The sequence below is a fragment of the Methylomonas koyamae genome, from assembly GCF_006483455.1.
GTDB lineage: Bacteria > Pseudomonadota > Gammaproteobacteria > Methylococcales > Methylomonadaceae > Methylomonas > Methylomonas koyamae_B.
Genome location: NZ_PPPU01000005.1, coordinates 1 through 24,220, shown reverse-complemented (window position 1 = coordinate 24,220; position 24,220 = coordinate 1). Strand labels below are relative to the sequence as shown.

Annotated in this window: 21 protein-coding genes and 4 tRNA genes; 17 read left to right on the top strand and 8 right to left on the bottom strand. The window is 53.9% G+C overall.

Translation table 11 applies throughout. The features are described 5' to 3' along the window. Positions 1–3: 3 nt before the first annotated feature. Positions 4–876 carry a succinate--CoA ligase subunit alpha gene (gene sucD / locus C2U68_RS01835; protein ID WP_140910804.1) on the bottom strand — a complete coding sequence of 291 codons (873 nt, stop codon included), beginning with the start codon at positions 874–876 and terminating at the stop codon, positions 4–6. Next, a complete protein-coding gene (sucC, locus tag C2U68_RS01830) occupies positions 876–2,045 on the bottom strand; it encodes an ADP-forming succinate--CoA ligase subunit beta (RefSeq protein WP_140910803.1) in 1,170 nt (389 codons plus the stop codon). The genes sucD and sucC overlap by 1 nt, the downstream gene beginning before the upstream one ends. A 104-nt stretch (positions 2,046–2,149) precedes the next feature. On the opposite strand from sucC, the gene C2U68_RS01825 reads away from it, so the two are divergent. Both C2U68_RS01825 and C2U68_RS01820 read left to right on the top strand, forming a co-directional pair. Next, positions 2,150–3,766: a sensor histidine kinase gene (locus C2U68_RS01825; protein WP_313901395.1), complete on the top strand. Its 1,617-nt coding sequence runs from the start codon at positions 2,150–2,152 to the stop codon at positions 3,764–3,766. Next, positions 3,763–5,103 carry a sigma-54-dependent transcriptional regulator gene (locus C2U68_RS01820; RefSeq protein WP_140910802.1) on the top strand — a complete coding sequence of 447 codons (1,341 nt, stop codon included), beginning with the start codon at positions 3,763–3,765 and terminating at the stop codon, positions 5,101–5,103. Before C2U68_RS01825 ends, C2U68_RS01820 begins: the two co-directional genes overlap by 4 nt. 47 nt (positions 5,104–5,150) lie before the next feature. Here the strand turns inward: C2U68_RS01820 and C2U68_RS01815 are convergent, their stop codons facing one another. Then, the gene (locus C2U68_RS01815; protein WP_140910801.1) at positions 5,151–5,627 is read right to left on the bottom strand and encodes a hypothetical protein; all 477 of its coding nucleotides are present in this window, start codon (positions 5,625–5,627) and stop codon (positions 5,151–5,153) included. A gap of 149 nt (positions 5,628–5,776) precedes the next feature. Continuing rightward, a complete protein-coding gene (locus tag C2U68_RS01810) occupies positions 5,777–7,612 on the bottom strand; it encodes an EAL domain-containing protein (protein ID WP_140910800.1) in 1,836 nt (611 codons plus the stop codon). Between the two features lie 181 nt (positions 7,613–7,793). On the opposite strand from C2U68_RS01810, the gene C2U68_RS01805 reads away from it, so the two are divergent. The 5 genes from C2U68_RS01805 (at position 7,794) to C2U68_RS01785 (ending at position 14,609) form a co-directional block, all read left to right on the top strand. Beyond that, positions 7,794–8,645, top strand: a complete 852-nt coding sequence (locus C2U68_RS01805) for an HDOD domain-containing protein (RefSeq protein ID WP_140910799.1) — start codon at positions 7,794–7,796, stop codon at positions 8,643–8,645. 334 nt (positions 8,646–8,979) lie between these two features. Further along, positions 8,980–10,629 carry an OprO/OprP family phosphate-selective porin gene (locus tag C2U68_RS01800; protein WP_140910798.1) on the top strand — a complete coding sequence of 550 codons (1,650 nt, stop codon included), beginning with the start codon at positions 8,980–8,982 and terminating at the stop codon, positions 10,627–10,629. A gap of 155 nt (positions 10,630–10,784) precedes the next feature. Next, positions 10,785–12,212, top strand: coding sequence for a sensor histidine kinase (locus C2U68_RS01795; RefSeq protein ID WP_260839172.1), 1,428 nt, complete (start codon positions 10,785–10,787; stop codon positions 12,210–12,212). Between the two features lie 58 nt (positions 12,213–12,270). Next, positions 12,271–13,215 (top strand): cation diffusion facilitator family transporter, encoded by a 945-nt coding sequence (locus tag C2U68_RS01790; protein WP_140910797.1) that lies wholly within the window; start codon positions 12,271–12,273, stop codon positions 13,213–13,215. Positions 13,216–13,220: 5 nt separating this feature from the next. Continuing rightward, on the top strand, positions 13,221–14,609 hold the full coding sequence (locus C2U68_RS01785; RefSeq protein ID WP_140910796.1) for a sigma-54-dependent transcriptional regulator: 1,389 nt from the start codon (positions 13,221–13,223) through the stop codon (positions 14,607–14,609). On the opposite strand, the gene C2U68_RS01780 is transcribed toward C2U68_RS01785, so the two are convergent. Genes C2U68_RS01780 through hemA form a run of 4 tightly spaced genes read right to left on the bottom strand, consistent with a single transcriptional unit; the run spans position 14,606 to position 18,229 of the window. After that, complete coding sequence (locus C2U68_RS01780; RefSeq protein WP_140910795.1) at positions 14,606–15,031, bottom strand: M67 family metallopeptidase; 426 nt, start codon at positions 15,029–15,031, stop codon at positions 14,606–14,608. The genes C2U68_RS01785 and C2U68_RS01780 overlap by 4 nt on opposite strands. After that, positions 15,028–15,894, bottom strand: coding sequence for a peptide chain release factor N(5)-glutamine methyltransferase (prmC, locus tag C2U68_RS01775; RefSeq protein WP_140910794.1), 867 nt, complete (start codon positions 15,892–15,894; stop codon positions 15,028–15,030). The genes C2U68_RS01780 and prmC overlap by 4 nt, the downstream gene beginning before the upstream one ends. Beyond that, positions 15,887–16,972 (bottom strand): peptide chain release factor 1, encoded by a 1,086-nt coding sequence (gene prfA / locus C2U68_RS01770; RefSeq protein WP_140910793.1) that lies wholly within the window; start codon positions 16,970–16,972, stop codon positions 15,887–15,889. Before prfA ends, prmC begins: the two co-directional genes overlap by 8 nt. A 6-nt stretch (positions 16,973–16,978) precedes the next feature. Further along, positions 16,979–18,229, bottom strand: coding sequence for a glutamyl-tRNA reductase (hemA, locus tag C2U68_RS01765; protein ID WP_140910792.1), 1,251 nt, complete (start codon positions 18,227–18,229; stop codon positions 16,979–16,981). A 147-nt stretch (positions 18,230–18,376) separates the two neighbouring features. Between hemA and C2U68_RS01760 the strand changes: the two genes are divergently transcribed. The 10 genes from C2U68_RS01760 to C2U68_RS01715 all read left to right on the top strand — a co-directional run bounded on the left by C2U68_RS01760 (position 18,377) and on the right by C2U68_RS01715 (position 24,166). Beyond that, complete coding sequence (locus tag C2U68_RS01760) at positions 18,377–20,101, top strand: tetratricopeptide repeat protein (protein WP_140910791.1); 1,725 nt, start codon at positions 18,377–18,379, stop codon at positions 20,099–20,101. Next, positions 20,101–20,670 (top strand): lipoprotein insertase outer membrane protein LolB, encoded by a 570-nt coding sequence (gene lolB / locus C2U68_RS01755; RefSeq protein ID WP_140910790.1) that lies wholly within the window; start codon positions 20,101–20,103, stop codon positions 20,668–20,670. The genes C2U68_RS01760 and lolB overlap by 1 nt, the downstream gene beginning before the upstream one ends. Continuing rightward, positions 20,667–21,542 (top strand): 4-(cytidine 5'-diphospho)-2-C-methyl-D-erythritol kinase, encoded by an 876-nt coding sequence (ispE, locus tag C2U68_RS01750; RefSeq protein WP_260839171.1) that lies wholly within the window; start codon positions 20,667–20,669, stop codon positions 21,540–21,542. Before lolB ends, ispE begins: the two co-directional genes overlap by 4 nt. Positions 21,543–21,551: 9 nt before the next feature. After that, a tRNA-Gln gene (locus C2U68_RS01745) sits at positions 21,552–21,626 on the top strand. A gap of 35 nt (positions 21,627–21,661) precedes the next feature. Further along, the gene (locus C2U68_RS01740) at positions 21,662–22,615 is read left to right on the top strand and encodes a ribose-phosphate diphosphokinase (RefSeq protein ID WP_140910788.1); all 954 of its coding nucleotides are present in this window, start codon (positions 21,662–21,664) and stop codon (positions 22,613–22,615) included. A 46-nt stretch (positions 22,616–22,661) separates the two neighbouring features. Continuing rightward, positions 22,662–23,258 carry a 50S ribosomal protein L25/general stress protein Ctc gene (locus C2U68_RS01735; protein WP_140910787.1) on the top strand — a complete coding sequence of 199 codons (597 nt, stop codon included), beginning with the start codon at positions 22,662–22,664 and terminating at the stop codon, positions 23,256–23,258. A gap of 16 nt (positions 23,259–23,274) precedes the next feature. Continuing rightward, positions 23,275–23,832, top strand: coding sequence for an aminoacyl-tRNA hydrolase (gene pth / locus C2U68_RS01730; protein ID WP_140910786.1), 558 nt, complete (start codon positions 23,275–23,277; stop codon positions 23,830–23,832). 61 nt (positions 23,833–23,893) lie between these two features. Next, positions 23,894–23,978 (top strand) — tRNA-Tyr (locus C2U68_RS01725). Positions 23,979–23,997: 19 nt separating this feature from the next. Continuing rightward, positions 23,998–24,071 (top strand) — tRNA-Gly (locus tag C2U68_RS01720). Positions 24,072–24,090: 19 nt separating this feature from the next. Beyond that, positions 24,091–24,166 (top strand) — tRNA-Thr (locus C2U68_RS01715). The last annotated feature ends 54 nt before the right edge of the window (positions 24,167–24,220 follow it).

Below are 24,220 nucleotides of genomic sequence, written 5' to 3'. Positions count from 1 at the left end.
TGGCTACTTCGAAAAACAATCCCGCATGGCCGCACCGATATCCGACGGCGAACTGACCATGCTGACGCCGGCCGCTTTCATCGCTGCGACCTTGCCTTCTGCCGTGCCGCTGCCGCCGGTGACGATGGCACCGGCGTGGCCCATGCGTTTACCGGGCGGTGCAGTCTGGCCGGCGATGTAACCGACCACCGGTTTCGTGACCTGGGCTTTGATGAATTCCGCGGCCTGTTCCTCGTCGCTACCGCCGATTTCGCCGACCATGACGATGCCCTCGGTTTGCGGATCGTCCTGGAACCGGCGCAACACGTCGATGAAGTTCATGCCGTGGATCGGGTCGCCGCCGATGCCGACGCAGGTGCTCTGGCCCAAGCCTTCGCGGGTGGTTTGGTGTACCGCTTCGTAGGTCAGGGTGCCGGAGCGGGAGACGATGCCGATTTTGCCGGGCTGGTGAATATGGCCGGGCATGATGCCGATCTTGCATTGGCCGGGCGTGATCACGCCGGGGCAGTTGGGGCCGACCAGCAAGGATTGGGTGCCTTGCATCGCGGCTTTGACTTTCAGCATCTGCAGTACCGGAATACCCTCGGTGATGCAGACGATCAATTCGATGCCGGCCGCGACCGCTTCCAAAATCGCATCGGCGGCGAAAAACGGCGGCACGTAGATCATCGTCGCATTGGCGCCGGTGGCTTTGACCGCTTGCTCCACCGTATCGAACACCGGTAGCTCCAGGTGAGTGGAACCGCCGCGGCCCGGCGTGACGCCGCCGACCAGTTGGGTGCCGTAGGCCAGGGCCTGTTCGGAGTGGAAGGTGCCTTGTTTGCCGGTAAAGCCCTGGCAAATGACTTTAGTGTTTTTGTCGATCAAAATGCTCATCAGGCCACCTCCTGCGCCAGTTTCACCGCCAATTCGGCGGCTTGGTTCAAATTGTCCGCCGGCACCAGCCCGAGCCCGGACTGGCTCAACATGGTTTTGCCCTGCTCGACGTTGGTGCCTTCCAAGCGCACCACGACCGGAATGGTCAAATGCATCTCCTCGACCGCAGCCAGAATGCCGGCGGCGATCACATCGCATTTGACGATGCCGCCGAAAATATTGACCAGCACGGCCTTGACGGTGCCGTCCGACAAAATCAGTTTGAAGGCCTCTTTGACCTTGTCTTTGTTGGTGCCGCCGCCGACGTCCAGGAAATTGGCCGGCGCGCCGCCTTTCAGTTTCACCATGTCCATCGTCGCCATCGCCAGGCCGGCGCCGTTGACCATGCAGCCGATGTTGCCGCCCAGCGTGACGTAGTTCAGATCGAATTGCTTGGCCTCGGCTTCCTTGGCGTCTTCCTGCGATGCGTCGCGCAGCGCGGCGATGTCGGGATGCAAAGCGATTGCGTTATCGTCGAAATTGATTTTGGCGTCCAAGGCGACCAGTCTGCTGTCTGCGGTTTCGATCAGCGGATTGATCTCGATTTGGCTGCAATCCTTGGCCAGAAACAACTGGTACATGCCGTTCAATATGGTTTGCAGTTGGCCCTGTTGTTCCTTGCCCAAACCGAGTGCGGCGCCGATTTGCCGGCCTTGGTAAGCTTGCAGTCCCGCCGCCGGATGTACCGGAACTTTGACGATTTTTTCCGGGGTTTGGGCGGCGACTGCTTCGATATCCATGCCGCCGGCCGCCGAGGCGATGAAAATCAGGCGTTCGCTTTCCCTATCCAGCAGCAGGCTCAAATAAAACTCGGATTTGATCGCAGACGCCTCTTCGATCCAGACGCTGTTCACCGGCAAGCCGGCGGCATCGGTCTGGTGGGTAACCAAACGCTTGCCCAGCATCTCTGTGCTGAATTGGCCGGCTTCTGCTGGGCTGTCGGCCAGTTTTACGCCGCCGGCTTTGCCGCGGGCGCCGGCGTGGACTTGGGCTTTGACCACGCACTTTACCCCACCCAACTGCCGAGCGGCTTCCTCAGCTTCCGCGGCACTGGCTGCAACCAATCCGCGCGGAACCGGGATGGCAAAGTCGTTAAATAGTTGTTTCGCCTGGTATTCGTGAATATTCATCTAGGTGCTCCATATTGAGGCGGGCATCGCGGCGTTTCGAGTTGGTGCTATGATTGCCGGACGCTAATTTTAACCAACTCCTGAAAAAACGACGGGCAATGCGAATGCCAGCGGCCGATACTTTATACCCCTGTCCCTTTTCCAAAGGTTACGGTATTCCCAGTCTGCAGGCTTGGCTGATGCTGAAAATCTTTGCCTTGTACCGTTTCGTAACCGCCAGCCTGTTCGCAATGCTGTTTTATTTGCGTTTCGGTCCGTCCCTACTCGGCTCTTACGACACCGCATTGTACCAGTTCGCCAGTTTGGCTTATTTGGCGATTTCGCTGATTGCCGCGCCAATCGCATTTCGACAGCGTTTGGGTTACGCCAGATTGGCCCAACTGTTTATTTTTACCGATATCGTATTGATTACGCTGATGATGCATGCCAGCGGCGGGGTCGGTAGCGGCATTGGCATCTTGCTGGCGATTTCGATTGCGGCCGGCGGGCTGTTGGTCGGCGGGCGGTGTGCGATCTTGTTTGCCGCGTTGGCGAGTGTGGCGATTCTGACCGAAGAAGTGTATGCGATTCAGACTCGGGCGTTTGAAACTACCACGCTCACCTATGCCGGCATGCTTGGCGTGGCGTTCTTTTCGATCGCTTTTCTGTCGGTGATAATGGCGCAGCGGGCCGAGCAGGCCGCGATTCTGGCGCAACGCCACGCGCAGACCATCGCCCGGCTGGAAAGCTTGAACCGCTACATCATTCAGCATTTACAATCCGGCATCATGATTGTCGACGACGGTGAGGCGACCCAGTTATCCAACCAGTCGGCATTGCGCTTATTGGGGCTGGAACGGCAGCCAGCCACATTGGCCGACATCTCGCCGCAATTGCAACAGGCTTTCGAGTTGTGGCGCGAACACCGGGAACAGGATTTTGCCATCGTGTCTTTGCCCGATCGAAGTGAAATTCAAGTCCGGTTCTCGGCACTGCTGATGGACGGCGAAACCTTGAATATGCTGATTTTCGAAGACATCGCCTTGTACAACCAGCGCCTGCAACAAAGCAAACTGGCTTCTTTGGGTCGACTGACGGCCAGTATCGCCCACGAAATCCGCAACCCGCTAGCGGCTATCAGTCATGCCGGCCAATTGCTGGCCGAGTCCCGCGCCCTGGAGGCCCAGGATTTGCGCTTAACCGAAATCGTCCGGGTTCATTGCCAGCGGGTGAATGGTATTATCGAGGATATTCTCAAGCTGTCGCGGCGGACGCCCTCGCATAAGCAGACAATTGCGCTGGACCAGTGGCTGCCGGCCTACTTGAGCGAGCAACGGCTGAATCTGGGGCTGAAAGAAGACACATTTAATGTGTCGTTTAAAGCCCAAGGCCTGGGCGCATACATCGACGGCGGGCATTTGAAACAGATTCTGGATAATCTGTGCGCCAACGCGCTGAAGTATGGCCGCCCGGAAGCTGGACCGCTGATGATCGAAGCGGGCATGGCTCAGGGCTCGCCTTACATCAGCGTCATCGACAACGGTCCGGGGATAAATGCCGACAACCTACAGCATCTGTTCGAACCGTTTTTCACCACGTCTCACCAGGGTACCGGGCTAGGGCTCTATATCTCCAGGGAATTGGCCGAATTGAATCGGGCGGAGTTGTATTACGCCCCCGGCGAAAAATCCTGTTTTACCTTGTTATTGGCGAACGCCGATCGCGCGGCGATTGAAATATGAATATGCCTGTTACTTTGTTGGTTGATGACGAACCCGATATTCGGGAGTTATTGGAGATCACGCTAAACCGGATGCAAATCCAAACCTGCTGCGCGGCGACGCTAGCCGAAGCCAAGCATTGGTTAACCAGCCGATCTTTCGATTTATGTCTGACCGACATGCGCTTGCCGGATGGCGACGGTCTGGAACTGGTCGATTACATCCAGAGCCAAGGTTTGCAATTGCCGGTGGCGGTGATTACGGCCCACGGCAGTATGGATGTTGCGATCAAGGCCATGAAAAAAGGCGCTTTCGATTTTCTGTCGAAACCGGTCGATCTGGCGGTGTTGCGGCAGTTGGTCAGTCATGCCTTGCAGATCTCGTTGAACCGGGTGGCGGAAAAAGAACGTCGCACTCGTGATTTGTTACTCGGCGAATCGATGCCAATGCGCAATATCCGCTCGAAGATCGATAAGGTCGCGCGCAATCAGGCGCCGGTATATATCAGCGGCGAATCCGGCTCCGGCAAGGAGTTGGTGGCGCGGTTGATCCATCAGCAAAGCCCCCGTAGCGATAAGGCATTTGTCGCGATTAACTGCGGTGCGATCCCGCATGAATTGATGGAAAGCGAGTTCTTCGGCCATAAAAAAGGCAGTTTTACCGGGGCGGTCAGCGACAAGCAGGGCTTGTTCCAAGCTGCGGACGGCGGCACCCTGTTTTTGGACGAAGTGGCCGATTTGCCGTTGGCGCTGCAAGTCAAATTACTGAGAGCGATACAAGAAAAGAAAATCCGGCCGATTGGCGAGCAACTCGAGATTCCGGTGGATGTGCGCCTGCTGAGTGCCACCCACCGGGATTTAGCCAAAATGGTCCAGGAAGGCAGTTTTCGGCAGGACTTGTATTACCGGATCAATGTGATCGAGTTGAGTTTGCCGCCGTTAAGGGCGCGGGCGGCCGATATTCCGCAATTGACCGCACATCTGTTGCAAGGCTTGGCCCGTAACAACGGCATTGCCAAGCCGGAGTTATCCGATGCGGCGCTCAGCGCGTTGAAGCAATATTATTTTCCCGGCAACGTCCGCGAGTTGGAAAATATTCTGGAGCGAGCTCTGGCGTTGCACGAGGGCGGCGTGATTCAGGTGGACGATCTGAATTTACCGATGGGCTTGGATTTGGCTGTGGCCGAAGATTTCAATGCCGAAAAAATGTCGCTGGAAAGCTATTTGGAAGATATCGAGAAAAAGGCATTGAGTTCGGCCCTGGAAGAAAACCGCTGGAACAAAACGGCGACAGCCAAATATTTGGGGATGAGTTTCCGCTCATTGCGTTACCGCTTGAAGAAACTCGGCCTGGAATAAGCGGCCGGCAGCCTGTCGCCCGCAAGGCTGCCGCAGGCGCTGCGTGGTTACTGGTATTTGTCCAATGTTCTTAACTGTTGCAGCGCGGCCTGAATTTTGGCATTGACGGCCTCGTCCAGCTCATTGTTCTTGTAAACCTTGTCCAGCAGGCCTTCTTCTACCAGTGCATCTTTAATCCAGCGTTTGGCAAAGGCGTAGCTGGCCGGAAACTTGGCGACTTCGCCGGTTTTCGGGTTTTTCAGGCTGTCGGCGTTAGCGGCCGGTTTGGTTGTGGCCGGTTTGGCCGGAGCGGCCTTGGTTGCGGTTTTTGCGGAAGGTTTGGCGGGGGCTGGTTTTGCGGGTTTTTCTGCGGTTTTGACGGCGGCGGGCGGGGCGGCTGGTTCCGGCTGCGGCGCCGGTTTGGCGGCTTCAGGTTTTGCTGCCTCGGCTTGCGGGCTTTCCGACGTATCTTTCTTCCCCCCCAGCACTACAAATATCACATAAGCCACAAAAATAGTGGTCGCTATGAAAAGCAATTCAGCCATAGTCCTTCCCCCTTGTTTTAATTTTATTTATTAAAGTTTAAGCACGATGTAAAGGCAAATATTGTTGCCGAATCCGAATATACCAGAGCAAAGCATGCCGGTAAACTAATTGGCCGGCCGATATCAACGGGAATTTCCCCCGAATAACTCTAATTGATCGTGGTCGTCGACTTCGGGGCAGCGAACAATATTGCATTGGAAACCTGGCTATCGATTAAATTGCGGTCGGGTTTCCCGAATGCGTAACCCTGGCCGAAATTAACGCCGATTTCTTTTAACTTGAGTGCGGTGCCGGTGGATTCGACAAATTCGGCAATGGTTTTCTTGCCCAGTTTGGAAGCGATTTCTACCATCGATTTCACCAGAATCTGGTCGGTTTCGTTTTCCAGCAGGTTTCTAATAAATTGGCCGTCGATTTTTACGTAATCGACCGGAAAGGTTTTCAGGTAATTGAAGGAACAAAATCCGGCACCGAAATCGTCGAGCGCGAATTTACAGCCCAAGGAGCGGATTTTGTTGATCATGTGCCGGGTCTTGTCGAAGTTGTCGACGGCGGCGGTTTCGGTAATTTCGAAGGTCAGGCGGCCGGCATCGATCCAGGTCATTTCCAGCTTGTCGCTGATCGTAGACAACAAATCCGGGTATTGAAAAGCGGTACTCGACAGGTTAATGGCCAGCGACACGTATGACATATACGACGGCAACGCCGCCAGAAAATCGATCGCGTTTTCCACCACCCATAAGTCGATTGCATGGATTAAACCGGTGCGCTCAGCGACCGGAATGAATTGGTCCGGGGTGATGATCTCGTCGCCCTCGCCGCGCATTCTGAGCAAAACTTCGTAATGGGAAATATTGCCGTCGGTCAACTGCACCACGGGCTGGAAGACCAGAAACAAATTGTTGTCGCGCAATGCCCTACGGATTAACGGCACCCAATAGATATCGCGTCGCCTTTCCTTGACGGTAACGTCTTCGCTGTTATACACGCAGACCTTGTCGCGGCCTGTGTTTTTCGCGAAATTGCAGGCCTGGCGTGCATGCAGGATCATTTCCCCCGGATGAAAGGCCGATACCGAGTTGTCCAGCGTGGCAATACCGATCGAAACCGAGGCGCTGTAGCAAACTTCGCCGGTGAAAAAACGGAAATTGTCGACCGTATTTTTGATGGTTTCGGCCAGTATCTGCGCCTGTTTTTTGGTCTTGTTCTCGACGAACAGGCAAAACTCGTCGGCACCGATGCGGGCGAACAGGCTGGCCGGGGGGGTTAGTTTGCGGACCAGAATGGCCAGCTCCACCAGCAGACGGTCGCCGACTTCGAAACCTTCCAACTCGTTGATCAGGCTGAAGCGGTCAACGTCGATGAACAACAACGCGCCGTCTTTTTGGGTTTTGTTGCTGCGATTCAAAATCAGCCGCAACTGGCGTTCGAAGCTGCTGCGATTGAACAAGCCGGTTAGTTCGTCGTGCGCTACCAGAAACTTGAGTTTGGCGTCGATGACGTTTTTTGCCGCCAACTCGTTAATCAATTGCTCTTCCTGGCGCTGACGAAGTTGGCGTTCTTGTTTCAGACTCAGCAAAAATTTCACCGCCAGCAACAACTCTTGAGTATTGACCGGGGTGTGGATTCTATAAGTGAGGCAATCGGTTTCCGGTTCGATCGAGCAGTGATCGGAGGGGCAGTCGAAGTTTTCGTTGTCCAACAAGACCACGGGAATCACCGAAGCCGCCGCGGTGCTCGAAAGGTTGCGGCACATTTCATGGACTTTGCACAGAGGCAAAGCCGTATTCAAGACGATCAGGCCGATGGCTTCCGGGGTGCTGCTGTGCGGGCGCAGTAGTTGGTAAATTTGCTCGCCGCTGCCGGCTTGGCTAATATTGGTAAAGCCTTTGGCTTTAAGCGTGGAAACGATTTTCAACGCCGAGATTTCGTCGTGTTCCGCTACGACGATGAGTTTTTCTTTGAGCGCGTCACTGGCAAACATTTAATACCATCCAGGTATTTGTTGAAAATGGGGGGGCTTCAAACATGGGTAGGGAGGGCGGCCGGCATTTGCAAAGCTTGTAATTCCATTGAAATGGACTAGGGTTAACCGCAAACTTTAAAGTCGTTTCTATGCTATCGCTTGCTAGTATAGGTGCAAATTCATAATTTTAGAATTGTTGATGATAGTATCCTCACCATCCACGTTAACCATTACCGATCTGTTGCGGGGCGATCTTCAACTCGCATCGCCGCCGAATGTTTATTTCCAGCTCAAGAAGGTGGTGGAGGATCCGACCAAGACTGCGAAGGACGCGGCGTTTGTGATCGAAAATGACGCGGCACTGGCCGCCAAGTTGTTGAAGATCGTGAATAGCGCGTTTTACGGTTTCCCGGCTCAGATCGGTTCGATCGCCAAGGCGATCACGCTGATCGGTACCCGCGAGTTGCAGAACCTGGTGCTGGGGGCGGTTGTCGTCGAGCGCTTTTCCGACTTGCCCGGCCAAGTTTTCACCATCCACGATTTTTGGGCGCGCAATCTGCGTTGCGCGCTGATTGCCAGGGAGCTGGATCTGCAATTCGGCAAGCACTATACGGATGTTGCCTTCATCTGCGGTTTGCTCCATAACCTGGGGCAGTTGGTGTTCTACCGCCGGATTCCGGTTTTGGCGCGAGAAGTGGATTTATTACTACAATCCCAGGCGCACCTGGAGGTCGACGACGACGTACACATCGAACAAAACGTGATCGGTTTCGACCACTTTCAGGTCGGTGCACAACTATGCCAGCTGTGGAATTTGCCGGAAGCCATCGTCGAAAGCATCCGCTTGCATTGTTTTCCCGATACGATCGGTCCGTTTTCGGATTTGGCGGCGATGGTCCGCTTGGCCAATTGTCTGAGCCGGATCGAAAATCCCTATGACGCTTTCGCGGTCAGCGCGCTCAATCTGTCCCCGGAACAAATCAGTTTCGTGCTGGATAAGATCAGCGACGAATTCGAAGTCATCTTTAAGCTGTTTTACCCCTCCCGCTAATTTCCCCGATTCTCCGCGCCGGCTCGTTCAAGTTTCCGGCCGGATGTGTGACGCAAATATTACGGCCGTTTTCCCGCCGCTTCTTACGCTAATCCGCAAATTACAGTTCCGTGGCATTGCTGCGGCTGACAAGCTGCGCGGTCGAATCTGTGCGTGGCGTCGAATATTATCGATCCGGTTTGGTAAAAGCGTTGCATTCAAGCAACATTTGCGTTGCTAAAACCGAATTGTCACAAAGCTGTCATATTACCCCCCTAAAATGCCTCCAAACTCGCCGGTCAAGCCGGTTGGTCTGTCTTAATTTATTGATTTATTTAAATTTTGGAGCATTTTAATGAGACTCTCTAAACTGAGCCTGGCAATGATGGCTGTTTTCGGCGGCGGTATTTGCGCTGAAGCGATGGCTCTGGATTTGTACGTTGACGCAAAGACCAAACAGATTTTCGCCGAGCCGGGGCCGGGGCGGACTAAATTGGGCTCTTTCGAAAAAGTTGAAGACACGGCTGCCCAGAAAGCCGAAATGCAAGCTCAAAAAGCCGAGGCTCAGGCTCAAAAGGCTGAGATTGCTCAAATTAGAGAAGATCTGGCCTTGAAAAACAACGAACTGAAGGCGCTTGACGAGCATATTAAAGATCCTAAGTTCAGTGAATTGGAGCTTAGTGAGAAAGGCATCAAGTTCGAAAGTAAGGACGGCAATTTTGAGATGGCGATCAACGGTCGGATGCAGGTTGATGCGCAGATGAACGTCAAAGATGCGAACACGACAACGGGTAGTACTCCAAATAGCACGCAACAATTGGCAGATGGCGCAAATATCCGTCGAGCGCGTTTGGGCGTCGAAGGCAGTTTCTTTAAAGACTACGAATATAAATTCGAGTACGACTTCAGCCGCGGCAACGGCTCTGTGGCGGCAGGCATTACCGATGCCTACCTTAACTGGAAAGGTTACAGCAACCTGGGCGTAAAAATCGGGTCGTTCAAAGAACCATTCAGTTTGGAAGAGGCCACCAGTAATCGCTGGTTAACTTTTATCGAACGTAACATGGCTGTTAACTCGTTCTCGGATAACCCTAATGCCTATAAAACCGGTATCGGGTTGTCTTGGACAGAGCCGCGTTGGACCGTAACCGGCGCCGTGATGACCGAACCAGTCGGCGGCGGTTGGGCTTACTCTACCTCGAAAAACGGTAACTCGGTGTGTACAAATGCCGGATGTACGACAACGGTTGTAGTTAATAGTAATGGCGACAACAATCGTAACGGTGGCTCGGGCGATATGGGCTGGGAAGTTACCGGGCGCGTGACCGGTTTGCCTTGGTATGAAGACAAAACCAAGTTCTTGCATATTGGCGCATCCGGTTCCGAACGGTTTATGCCCAACAATTTGGGCGGCGGCGCCAATAATATGGCATACACTGCCGCGGTGAATAGTAACGTCGATAGAACCAGTATTCTGAATACCGGTACGTTGCCGCTCGGTTCGACTTTGACGAGAATGGGTGGGGAAACAGCATTACTGTACGGGCCATTCTCAGCTCAGGCCGAGTATATTCAAACGGATATCAGTAACTCATCTAACGCGACCAACGCCAGATTTGCCGATGGTGCGACACTATCCGGTTATTATGGATATGTCAGTTATTTCCTGACAGGCGAATCTCGCGCCTACAAAGCAAAAACCGGTGCATGGGATCGCATAAAGCCAAACAGAAACTTTGATGGCAAAGGTGGTTTAGGTGCTTGGGAAATTGCCGCCGGTTATGATCATCTTAATTTGAACAGCGCCGGCATTAACGGTGGGGAAGCTTCTACCGCGAAATTTGGTGTCAACTGGTATCCGCACTCTCATTTCAAATTTATGGCCAACTACATTCACGTTTTGGATGTTCAACAAGCTAACACCACCTTGGGCGGAGCCAGAGGCGCTTCTTGGGATGGCGGTAATCTTGATATGTTCGAAATGCGCGGTCAGGTCGATTTCTAATCGGTCGTCGCGGAGGCAAGGATAGCCTCACTTTTTAAACAAAAAACCGTCTCGTGTCCCCCCAAGGGCGAGGCGGTTTTTTTTGGCCTGGGTTTGGGCGTCGACAATTCGCCATGCTAAATTGCACGACTCATTCATGTTCCCGGTATCCGCCTATGTATCCCACCATGCGCCGCTTGCTGTTTCGGCCGGTTATCTTCGTCAGTTTCGTTCTCGGTTTGTTGGTGATTGCCGAATTGCTGGCGATCGGCCGCCTGACCTGGGTCAACGATCAGCGTATCCACATCATCGAACGCGACATCGGCCGCGGCCATCGTTTGGAAGATACGCTGTTCGAACTGCTGCAACTGCAATTGACGCTGTCGACCAATCAGAGCGCTTCCGAGGCCGAGAAAAGTCAGTTAGCCGATATTCAGGAGCAATTGATCGGCGGTTTGAGCGATTACGACAGTGCGATACCGGCTAATCTGCAGCAACTGCAGGAAGTGTTCGGCAAGGCGGTGCAGGGCGACCAGGCTAATTTGGTCACCGCGTTGCAGTTGATTAAACAGGTTCTGGACCGGCAGGCTCAGGAAGAAGAGCGCTTGTTGATCAACATTGAAGACGACGGCGAATTGGAAATGCAGTTGGCGATCTTGTTGCCGCTGTTGTTGTTGTGGATCGTCGGCTACTTCTTTCGCACCAATGTGTTGGAGCCGCTGGACTGCTTGAAAGAACTGTTGTCCGGCCTGGCCGAGGGCGAGATGAAACCGATCAAGCGCAGCACCTCGGACCCGTTGCTGCACGCCTTGTTCGATCGCTATAACCATTTGGTTTCGCGTCTGGTCGAGTTGGAACGCGAACATCTGGAGCACACCGAATTGCTCGAATACCGGGTCCGGCAAACCAGTCACGCCTTGCTGGAGCGCAGCCAGCAGTTGGCCAAGGCTGAGCGTTTGGCCGCACTGGCTGAATTGGCGGCCAGCACCGCCCATGAACTGCGCAATCCGCTGGCCAGTATCCAATTGGCGATGGAGAACATGCTGGAAGAGTGCCGCGACAGTGATCTGGCGGAACGGTTGCAGATGGTGTACCGCGAAGTGCAACGCCTGACCCGCAATTTGAACGATCTATTGGCCTCTGCCCGCAGTAACGGCGAGACATCGCAACGTGTCGCCGTGCAGCCGTTGTTGGAAGAATTGTTGACCTTGCTGAAATATCAGGCGCGGGAAAACGTAAGCTTCAACTGTCGGGTGGCCGAAGAACTGTATGTGTTTTTGCCGGAGAGCGAGTTCCGTCAGGCGGTGTTGAACTTGCTGTTGAACGCGGTCCAGGCTATCGGGGCTAGCAATGGCGAAGTCAACGTCAACGCCGACATCCTTGACGGTAAATTGGAGCTTACCGTGGTCGATTCCGGACCGGGTTTCAGCGCCGACTTTTTACGCCACGGCATTCGGCCTTTCGTCAGCCTGAAAGACGGCGGCAGCGGCTTGGGGCTGGCGATGGTAAGACGTTTCGTCAAAGACCACCAGGGGGGGATGCGTTTACAAAACGACGAACAGGGCCACGCTTGCGTGACCTTGACTTTCCCGCTCGCTGCCTGAATCGGTCCGGTGCGACGCAGTCTGCTAAAATTCGATTCTTTATGCATGTCCTCCGCTAATGGCTAACGCACCGAAATCTCTCGCCGCCTACGGTTGGCTCTCCATCGCCGCAGCCGTGTCTACCATCGGCCTGAAAAGCTACGCCTATTGGCTGACCGGTTCGGTGGGCTTACTGTCCGACGCGCTGGAATCTGTAATCAATTTGGTGGCGGCGGTGATTATGGTCGCGGTGTTGAGTATTTCCGCGCGGCCACCGGACGATACCCACGCCTACGGCCATGAGAAAATCGAGTACTTTTCCAGTGGTGCCGAGGGCGTGATGATTCTGTTGGCGGCGTTCAGTATCGGTTTTTCGGCTTGGGAGCGTTTATGGCACCCGCAGGCTTTGCAACAACTGGACTTGGGTATCGCGGTCTCGGTGTTCGCGTCGTTGATCAATCTGGCGGTAGCGCGGGTACTGATCGGTGTCGGGCGGAAGCGGCAGTCGATCACCCTGGAAGCCGACGGCAAGCATTTGATGACCGACGTCTGGACCACGGTCGGCATTCTGGTCGGCATCGCCTTGATCTCGGTGGGTAACCGCTTCGAAGCCAGTTTGAATCTGGCGCAAAGTTTGGGTATGAACGGCTGGGAAATTTTGGATCCGTTGCTGGCGATCGGCGTCGCCTTCCATATCGTCTGGGCCGGATTGCAGTTGATCCGGCGTACCGTTTCCGGATTGCTCGATGCGGCGTTGCCCGCAGACGAAGTGAAAGCCATCATCGCGGTGTTGGAGCAATATGTTGCCAGCCATGCCATCGCTTATCACGCCTTGCGTACCCGTTACGCCGGCGCCCGCCGCTTCATGTCGGTACATGTACTGGTGCCCGGCCAATGGAGCGTGCAGCAGGGTCACGATTTGCTGGAGGATATCGAGCGGCAAATCATGGACAATTTGGACAATATCGATATCGATACCCACCTGGAACCGATCGAAGACCTTGCCTCCTGGGAGCATAAATAAAGCCTATGCCGGATACGCTGTTAATCATTGAAGACGAGGCTCTGCTCGGTTCCGAGCTGGCGCGTTTCTTTCGGAAAAAAAATTGGGAAGTTACGGTCAGCGAGAATTTGCAGCAAGCCGAGCGACATTTGCTGAGCCAGACTACCGACCCGTTGGTGGTGTTGTCCGACATGAACTTACCGGACGGCAATGCCCTGGATTTGTTGGAAAGAATCAAGGACAAGATCGGCAGCAGCGAATGGGTGTTTTTGACCGGTTACGGCGGAGTGGCCGATTCGGTGCGGGCGGTGCGGCTCGGGGCTTACGATTTCGTCGAAAAGCCTTGCGAACTGGAACGCTTGAACCTGTTGGTCGAAGGGGCGGCGCGCAGTGCTCGAGCCCAGCGCCAGGTGCAGCAGCAAGCCATGGCCCGCAACAGCAAGCATACGGTGGACGCCCTGGTCGGCAGTAGTCAGGCCGCCACTTTGCTGCGGACTATGATTTCGCAAGTGGCGAAAACGCCGTTTTCCAGCTTGATCATTTCCGGCGAAACCGGTACCGGCAAGGGTTTGATCGCACGGATACTGCATGCGTCCGGCAACCGGGCCAATGCGCCGCTGGTCGAAGTCAACTGTGCCGCGCTGCCGCGCGAGTTGCTGGAATCGGAATTATTCGGTTATGAAGCCGGCGCCTTTACCGGCGCCAAAAAGCGCCATCGCGGCTTGTTCGAGCAAGCCCACACCGGCACGCTGTTCCTCGACGAAATCGGCGAGATGGATCTGGATTTGCAGACCAAGTTGCTGAAGGCGGTGGAAGATCTCCGGATTCGGCGGTTGGGCGGCGAGGCCGAAATTGCGATAGACGTGCAAATCATCGCTGCCACCAATTTGAATTTGCTGCAAAAAGTCGAGCTGGGCTTGTTCCGCAGCGATTTGTACCACCGCTTGAACGTGATGAGCTTGCGGGTGCCGGCGTTACGCGAGCGCAAGCAGGATTTGGACGAGCTGGTGCCGTTTTTTATCGCCGAGAGCAACCGCAAGTCGGCGAAAAATGTCAGCAAAATTTCCAAACAGGCCTGGGCTTTGTTGAAAGCTTACGATTGGCCCGGCAACGTGCGCGAACTGCGGAATGTGATCGAGCGTTGCGTATTGCTCGCGAGCGACGAAAATTTTCCGGAGCATTGGCTGCAACTGCCGAATGCGCCGAGCAGCCCGACCGTGCAGCAAAACGAAAACGGTATTTTCCTGCCGTTGGACGGCAGCCTGAGCCTGCACGATATGGAGAAATACTTGATCCAGGAAGTATTGAACCGCACCGACGAAAACGTCACCGCCGCGGCGCGGATGCTGGGTACCACCCGCGAGACTTTGCGTTACCGGGTACAGAAATATAACTTGAAGTGCAAGGGCTCCTAGGCTTCGATCAGATTCAACACGGCTTCGGTGACGCTATTGCCGTCGATTTTGAAACCGCGCATTTCCAATACGCCTTTGGTGTTCAAGGAAATAATCAGATTCAGCGCATTCGGATAAGCCGCTTCGGCAATGTCGGTGGCCGAGGGCGTGGCCGGCGTGTCCGGATGCGAGTGGTAAATCGCAAACAGGCTTTCGCCGTTTTCCCGCATTTGTTTCATCGCCGCGATTTGTTCGGCGGCATCCAATAAAAACCGGCGTTTCGGGTCGGCGGCGCTGTTATTGACCGGATAGCAAGCGACCGGTTTGCCGCTGGCATCGGCGCCGATCAAGCCGCAGACTTCCGCTTCCGGGGACAGTTGCGCCAGATGCAGCAGTTGGTTGGTTAATTTGCGCGGCAGGCTGATTTCTAAAGTATTGGTCATGGATTCCATACCCCTCTGGTAACGCGAGGATTATTTGCTAAATCGTGGTGCGTGGCGACGTGCCGGTAACCGAGCGCCGTCAAGATGGTCTGGACGGCTGTCGCTTGATTGTAACCGTGTTCGAGCAACAGTTGACCATGCGGTTTCAACCGACTGCGAGCCTGCTCGGCGATCAGGCGGATATCTTTCAGGCCGTTTTCGGCGCTGACCAAAGCGTTGGCCGGTTCGAAGCGAACATCGCCTTGCCGCAGATGCGGGTCGTCCGCCGCGATGTAGGGTGGGTTGCTCACTACCAGGTCAAAATCGGATTCGGCTATGTCCGCAAACCAATTCGAAACGGCGAAATTAACGTTGGCCACCTGCAGCCGTCCGGCATTGCGTTGGGCTGTCTCCAGTGCCGCGCGGTTGATATCCAAGCCGACTACATGCGCCAGCGGACGCTCGACGGCGAGGGTGATGGCCAATATCCCGGAGCCGGTGCCCAGATCGATGACTCGGCAAGGCCGATCGCTCGGCAGCAAGTCGAGGCTAAGTTCGACCAGCAGCTCGGTATCCGGGCGCGGAATCAGCACCTCCGGACCGACCAGAAACTCGCGCGACCAGAATTCTCGGTGGCCGGTCAAATAGGCCACCGGAACACCTTGCCGGCGCTGCTCGAGCAAACGGTGGAATTTCGAGGTCTGCTCGGCATCCGGACTGCGCTCCGGCCAGGCGCGCAGAAACGCCCGCGGTTTATCCAGACAATGGCAGAGCAGGACTTCGGCGTCGAGTTGGGCGGTTTCGGAGCTGTCGGCCAATGCCGCTGCGGCGGAAGCCAGCAACTCGGCGATGGTTTCCGGCCGGACGCGATCGCCGTCAAGCATTGCCTAGCTGGGTCAGCAATTCTGCTTGGTGTTCGTGGATTAGCGGTTGGATGACTTGGTCCAGCGCCCCTTCCATTATGTCTTCCAGTTTGTACAAGGTCAGGTTGATGCGGTGGTCGGTCAGCCGGCCTTGCGGGTAATTGTAAGTGCGGATGCGCTCAGAGCGGTCGCCGCTGCCGACCTGCAATTTCCGGCTTTCCGACTGTTCGGCGTGGATTTTTTCCTGTTCGGCGGCCAATAAGCGCGCCTGCAATACTGACATCGCTCTGGCCCGGTTTTTGTGCTGCGAACGTTCGTCCTGGCATTCCACCACGACGCCGGTTGGGATGTGGGTGATGCGGATGGCCGAGTCGGTACGGTTGACGTGCTGGCCGCCGGCGCCGGAAGCGCGGTAGGTGTCGATGCGCAAATCGGCCGGGTTGATCTCGATTTCGTCGACGCTGTCGACTTCGGGCATGATCGCCACGGTGCAGGCCGAGGTATGCACCCGGCCTTGCGATTCGGTTTCCGGTACCCGCTGCACGCGATGGGTGCCGGATTCGAACTTCAATTGCGAATATACGTTCTGGCCGGCCACGCGCATGATGATCTCTTTATAACCGCCGTGTTCGCCGCGGTTTTCGTTGATGATTTCCACATTCCAGCCCTGACGCTCGGCGTAGCGTTGGTACATCCGCGCCAGATCGCCGGAGAAAATCGCCGCTTCGTCGCCGCCGGTGCCGGCCCGGACCTCCAAAAAGACGTTGTGATTATCGTTGGGGTCTTTCGGTAGCAACAGGATTTGTAGTTCTTGTTCCAAGGCCTCGCGCCGGCTGTCTGCCGCAGCGATTTCTTCCTTCGCCATCTCGCGTAGCTCCGGATCGCTGTCCTTGGCCATTTCCCTGGCCGATTCCAAATCGGTTGCGTTATCTTGATATTGTCTGTAGCAGGCGACGATCGGTTCCAGCTGAGCGTATTCCTGGCTCAGGCTGCGAAATTGGTTTTGGTTGCTTTGCACTTCCGGTTGGGTGAGCAGCGCGGTAATTTCTTCGAAGCGCTCGCCGAGGTTTTCCAGCTTGGTTTGTATCGAGGGTTTCATCAACGGTTATCTTAATTTGAAAATTTCGCGCGAGGCGGCGATCAGGTCGTGGCGTTCGTTGGCGCCGGCGTCGCGCAGTTGCGCGCAGGGCGTGTGGATCAATTTGTTGGTTAAGGTATGGGCTAAACGTTGTAACACGTCTTCGGCATTTGCGCCGGTATTTAGTTGGGCTATTGCTCTTTGCAACGCCTCGTCGCGGGTCTTTTCCGCTTGCGCCCGGAAATCGCGGATGGTTTCCTGAGCGCCCTGCGAGCGCAACCAGGCCAGAAAATGTTCGACTTGGGTGTCGATGATTTCTTCGGCTTGTTCCGCCGCGCGGCGGCGCGAGTCCATGTTCTGGTTGACGGTATGTTGCAGGTCGTCGACGGTGTACAGGTAAACGTCGCGCAATTGGCCGACTTCGGCTTCGATATCGCGCGGCACGGCCAGATCGACCATGAACATCGGCTTGTGTTTGCGGATTTTGATTGCGCTCTCGACCCGGCCCTTGCCCAGGATCGGCAACTGGCTGGCGGTGGAGGAGACGACGATGTCGGCTTCGGCCAGATGGTTGGGCAGTTCCGCCAACGAGATAGCGTAGCCGTTGAACTGGGTGGCAAGTACGTGCGCTTTGTCGTAGGTGCGGTTGGCGATGATGATCCGGCCGATGCCGTGTTGGAACAAATGGCGGGCCGTGAGCTCTATGGTTTCGCCGGCTCCGATCAGTAGCGCGGTTTGGTCGCTTAGCTTGTCGAAAATTTGCTGAGCCAGTTGTACTGCGGCGAAAGCGACCGAGACCGGGCTGGAGCCGATTGCGGTGTCGGTACGGACTTTTTTCGCCGCGGAGAACGTATGCTGGAACAGCTTGCTCAGGTTGCGGCCCAACGTGCCGGCTTGCGATGCTGCGTGATAGGCGGTTTTCATCTGGCCCAGAATCTGCGGTTCGCCGAGTATCATCGAGTCCAGGCCGCATGCAACGCGGAACATGTGGCGAATCGATTGGCTGTCTTTGTAACTATAAAGGTAAGGAGTAAATTCGGCGGGTTTGATCTGCTTGGTGTCGGCAATCCATGTCACTAGTGAGCTTTGGGCGTCGTGTTCGGCCTGGCAATAAAATTCGGTGCGGTTGCAGGTAGAGAGTATCGCGGCCTCGCTGATTTCACGGATGCTCCACAGATTTTTCAGTGTGGCCTCCAGGGCTTCCGACGGGAACGCCAGCCGTTCGCGGACGGCGACCGGCGCGGTGTTGTAATTTATCCCTACGGCGAGAAGAGTCATCGAATACGCATAAACACTTAAGAAAATTCCTGTATTTTAAGGAATGCGCAGTTTTTGTCCAAATCCAATCAAACAGCGGTCCGACTCGCCGGGGTTTTTCTGGTAATCTATAAAAAACAATTTTCTGAACACAGGTCGATTGATTGCATGAATAAATGGATAGCCATAGCAATAGTTTTGTCTGCAGCGGGATGTGCTGTTGCGCCTGACAAGGATGCTGCGGTCGAGAATCAGCCGGCGAAGGTTGATGGCCTGCAAAGCCGGGTTAACCGCAACACCGTCATTGACGAAGAGGTTTTATACCTGTTGATGGCGGCTGAGTTGGCGGGCCAGCGCAACCAGTACGATTTGGCGATGGATGCCTATTTGCAGGCCGCTAAGCGGGTCGACGATCCGCGGATTGCCGAAAGAGCGGTGAAAATCGGTTTGTTCCTAAAGGATGAGGCGCGGACGCGGGAAGCGTTGACGGTTTGGTTGTCTAAGGACGGCAAAAATTTGGCAGCCAGAAAGTTTGCGGTGTTGTTGGCTATTAAGAATTCCGATCATAAGGCAGCGCTGGATAATCTCGACGCGATGTTGGCCGACGATCCTGCCGGTTTTGAAGCCGGATTGCTGGAGATGAGCAAGCTGCTTGAAAAAGAGGGGCGGACTCAGTTTACTTACGATGTGTTGGATGAGTTGGCGCAAATGCGTCCGGCCCATGCCGGCATCTTTTTCGTCCAGGCGGTATTGGCTTCGGTATTGCAGCAGAGCGAACTGGCCCAACAAAAAATCAGTCAGGCCTTGTTGTTGGAGCCCGATTGGAACAAGGCGGTTATTTTTCAGGCGCAGTTGGCGGGTCGGGCGGGCGACTTGGCTAAGGCCAGAGAATATCTGGAAAAAGCCGTGAAACAGGCGCCGAACGACAAACAGCTCCGAAAAATGTTGTTGGAGGTTTTGGTTAATAGTCGCGATTATGACGACGCGATCAAGCTTTGCCAGTCAGTGCTTGAAGATAAGCCGGACGATCCGGAGACCTTGTTTGCTCTGGCTTTGATTCATATGCAGCTAAACCAGGTAGATAAGGCCGAAAACACTTTGGAGAGGTTGTTGCCCAATCCGGACTGGGAAGGCCAGGCCAGCTTTTACCTGGGCAAAATAGCGCTGGAGCAACAGCGTCCGGAAAAAGCTTTGGCTTGGTTCGACCGGGTCGAAGAGGGGAGTTACGCTTTCGACGCCGACATGGCCGCAGTCTCACTTTTGATGAATCAGAAGCGATTGGATGATGTCGAAGCGCGAGTCAATCGGATGGATGTCAAATATCCGGAGCAGCGTTTGCGGATACTGATGGTAAAGGCCGAATTGTATAACCAGTCCGGGCGCTATCAGGATGCGTTCGATGCTCTGACGTCAGCGTTGAAAGAGGCGCCGGATAACCGTGATGTGCTTTACGCTCGGGCTCTGGTGGCTGAGCGTTTGGATAAGCTCGACGTGCTTGAGGCAGATTTGCTGAAGATTCTGGAGAAAAAGCCGGAAGACGTCGCGGCTCTGAATGCTTTGGGTTATACCTTGGTCGACCGAACGCAACGTTATGATGAGGCCGCCAAATATCTTGGAAAGGCCATCGAGTTGCAGCCGGAAGAGCCGGTGATCGTCGATAGCTACGGTTGGTTGCTATATAAACAAGGTAAGTTGGAATTGGCCTTGGAATATTTGCGTAAAGCCTACGACAAACAGCCTGAAAATGAGATTGCCGCCCATATTGCCGAGGTGTTGTGGGAGATGGGTGATAAAAAGCAGGCCAAGGAATTGTTTGACGCTGCTTTTAAAAAATCTCCAGAGGACGAATATTTGCTCGAATTCAAAAAGCGCTTTTTACAGAGCGGCCAATAATGATGATTCTGCGTGGGCTGGGGGTGTGTTGCATTTTGGCATTGTCAGCTTGCTCGCTGGTTTCTGAGTCGGAAGTCAGCGTTTATCGTCCCTTTGAAACCCATGCCTTGCAGGCTCACGGTCGTTGGGCATTCTCGGGAAGATTGGCGGTTGCTGATGAGCGAGAGTCGTTTTCTGCATCGGTCAATTGGCGGCATCTTGGCGGCAGGGACGATATCGAGTTGTTGGGGCCGTTGGCGCAGGGGCGTTTGGCGATTAGTGTGGTCGATGGCGCGGTCACAATCGACGATGGCGAGAATCGGCAAGAATTTTACGGTTCGGCAGAGCAGGTTTTGTCGGAGCGGTTGGGAGTGGTGATGCCTGTCGACTCGTTGAGGTATTGGGTATTCGGGATTCTCGATCCGGGTTTGCAGGGCGTCGAATTGGATGCTGGTTTTATGCAGGCGGGTTGGAGGGTCACTTTTAGGGACGTGTATAAGGTAGCGTCGGATTCTCTGCCTAAGAAAATCAATATTGAAAAAGATCGTACAAAAATAAAATTGATAGTGGATCAATGGGATTTGTCGTGACTGAAAGTCAATTAAATTCGAAGGGATGGGGCGAGAAGTGGCCAGCTCCGGCAAAATTAAACCTGATGTTGAGAATTATCGGCCGTCGCCCGGATGGCTATCATTTGTTGCAAACGGTGTTCCGAATTATCGACTTGTGTGATTGGATTAGGTTTAGTCCTGCGGAGGATGGCAAAGTCAGGCTCCGCAACCCGATTCCTGGGGTGCCTGAGAGCGATGATTTGACTGTTCGTGCTGCTAATTTACTCAAAGAATATACTGGAAGCCGTGAGGGCGCGTGGATTGAAATTGAAAAGAATCTTCCAATGGGTGGTGGATTGGGGGGGGGGAGTTCGGATGCTGCCACGACGCTACTGGTACTAAATAAGCTTTGGGGATTGAACCTTTCTCTTGAGACTTTAATGGATCTGGGGTTGCGATTGGGCGCCGATGTGCCTGTTTTTGTGTTTGGTCGAACCTCTTGGGCTGAGGGAGTTGGAGAAAAGTTGACTGAGGTGAACGTTCCGGGCAGGTGGGTTGTTGTGATTAAGCCGGATTGCCACGTAAACACCAAACAAATTTTTTTGGCTAATGGGTTGACAAGAAATAGTAAACCAATCAAAATGACTGACTTTCTTGCAGGGGATGCAAGGAACGATTGTCTTTCGGTTGTGAGTGAGTTGTATCCTCCGATTGTAAGGGCTATTCATGCTTTGTCGGAATTCGGAGAGGCTAAGTTAACCGGTACCGGTGCCTGTGTTTTTGCGGAATTTGATTCCGAAGATGCGGCAAAGTGTGCGTATTCCGGGCTGATTGAAGAGTGGATGGTTTATCTCGCCAAGGAGGTGGATAAGTCGCCGCTTCACGTTAAGTTGGAACAGGGAGTGTTTTAAGTCAAATATTGGGCTGTCGCCAAGCGGTAAGGCACGGGGTTTTGATCCCCGCATACCTAGGTTCGAATCCTAGCAGCCCAGCCATAATTTCCAAATTTAAATCCCTTGGGAGTGCTTTAATGCGCGAGGCTTCGGTAATGGTATTCTCTGGCAATGCCAATAAGGCTTTGTCTGAAGGTATCGTGAAAAAGCTGAACATGCGCCTTGGCATGGCTAGTGTCGGTCGCTTTAGCGATGGCGAGATTTTTGTAGAGATCCAGGAAAACGTTAGGGGAAGGGATGTCTTTGTAATTCAGCCAACCTGTTCTCCCACCAACGAAAATTTGATGGAGTTGTTGGTGATGATCGATGCTCTTCGGCGCGCCTCTGCGGCCCGGATTACTGCAGTGATGCCTTACTACGGCTATGCGCGGCAGGATAGAAGGTCTCGGTCTGCGCGAGTGCCGATTACGGCGCGTTTAGTGGCCGACATGATAGGCAATGCTGGTGCTGATCGAGCCTTAACGGTAGATTTGCACTCCGACCAGATTATGGGTTTTTTCGGAATTCCGGTCGACAATGTATATGCTTCTCCAATTCTGCTTGGCGATATATGGCGGCAAGAATATCCGGACTTGATTGTGGTGTCGCCGGATGTTGGTGGTGTGGTGAGGGCTCGAGCAATTGCAAAGCGCTTGGGTGATGCGGACTTGGCGATTATCGATAAGCGCCGCCCTCGGCCTAACGTGTCTGAAATCATGCACATTATCGGTGATGTCGACGGTAGGACTTGTGTGATGGTCGATGATCTGGTGGATACTGCTGGTACGCTGTGTCACGCCGCTGCGGCATTAAAAAAGCACGGGGCAAAAAAAGTTGTGGCTTATTGCACTCATCCGGTGCTTTCTGGAGCTGCGGCTGAAAATGTCAAGCAGTCGGTGCTTGATGAGCTGGTCGTCACAGATACGATTCCCTTAACCGATGAGTTGTTGGGTGTCAGTAAAATCAGGCAGTTGAGTGTCGCTGAAATGTTGGCTGAAACCATAAGGCGAATAGCGGTTGGAGAATCCGTAAGTTCGTTATATGTTGATTAAATTGAGAATTAAAGTAGTGCTTGTGTGGCAAGCGTGAGGAGAAATAATGGCAAACGTGTTTGAATTTATTGCAGAGGCTCGTGTTGGTGTTGGTAGTGCTTCGGCGAAAGCGGTGCGTCGGCAAGGTAAGGTTCCTGCGGTTATTTACGGCGGTTCTGCTTCTCCTTTGATGCTGGTTCTTGATCATAACGAGGTCGTTAAGCATCTGGCTCACGAAGCGGTTTACTCTCATGTTCTGGATGTGATGGTTGATGGTGCGGCCGAAAAAGCGGTGCTGAAGCACATCCAGCGTCACCCGGCTAAGCCTCAGATTTTGCATATGGATTTCATGCGTGTCGATGAGTCTCACAAGCTGAAGGTTCATGTTCCGTTGCATTTTGTTAACGAGGCTGTGTGCGTTGGCGTTAAAAAAGGTGGGGTTGTGACGCATGCGATGACTGATGTTGAGGTTATATGCATGCCTTCTGTGTTGCCCGAGTTTATTGAGGTGGATTTGGCAGCTATCGATATCGGTGAGACTATTCATTTGTCTGACTTGGTGTTGCCTGCTGGCGTAGAGTTGCCTGCTTTGGCTCATGGTTCTGAGCACAATCATCCTGTGGCTCAGGTTGTTAAAACCAGGGGTGCTGAAGAATCTGTGTAATTGCCAAAGTCATTGAATGATTAGGTTGATTGTTGGTTTAGGTAATCCTGGTCAGCAGTACGAAAGAACCCGGCATAATGCCGGGTTTTTGTTTGTGGATCGTTTGGCTGAAGTGCATGGAGCGCGCTGGTCTCGCTCGGCTCAGTTTCAAGGGGATGTTGCAGATTGCAGCATTGGTCTTGGTAGGGTGTTGTTGCTGAAGCCAGTGACCTTTATGAACAGAAGTGGTGCATCGGTCGGTGCGCTGATGCGGTTTTATAAGATGGATTGCAGCGAGCTTTTGGTTGTTCATGATGAGCTTGAGTTGGCGGAAGGCGTGGTGAGGCTCAAGCGCAATGGTGGTCATGCTGGGCATAACGGTCTGCGAGACATAATATCCAACACTGGGACCAAAGATTTTTTCCGGTTGCGGATTGGTATAGGTCGGCCGTCTGATGGAGGCGTGGCTGATTACGTTTTGTCTGGTTTTTCTAATGGCGCGATGCTCAGGTTTATGGCTTTGTGCGATATGTTGCTCAAGGATGTTGAGGCGTTGGTGGCTGGTGATTTGGCGCGAATTAATTCGCTTGCGTAAGAAGCCGTATAAAAAGCTTGACCTCTTTTGTAAAAAAGAGGAAAATTGATCGAATAAGTACGGAGGGGTTCCCGAGCGGCCAAAGGGATCAGACTGTAAATCTGCCGGTTCTACCTTCGGAGGTTCGAATCCTCCCCCCTCCACCATCTAATTTTGAGGAATCCTGCGGGTGTAGTTCAATGGTAGAACTCCAGCCTTCCAAGCTGATTGCGTGGGTTCGATTCCCATCACCCGCTCCATTCTGAGTAGGTTGTTTTTGCTCATATAGCTCAGCAGGTAGAGCACTTCCTTGGTAAGGAAGAGGTCACCGGTTCAAATCCGGTTATGAGCTCCAGTTTATTTTGATCGTATTGTTGTAGGTGTTTCGAAATGGCTAAAGAAAAATTTG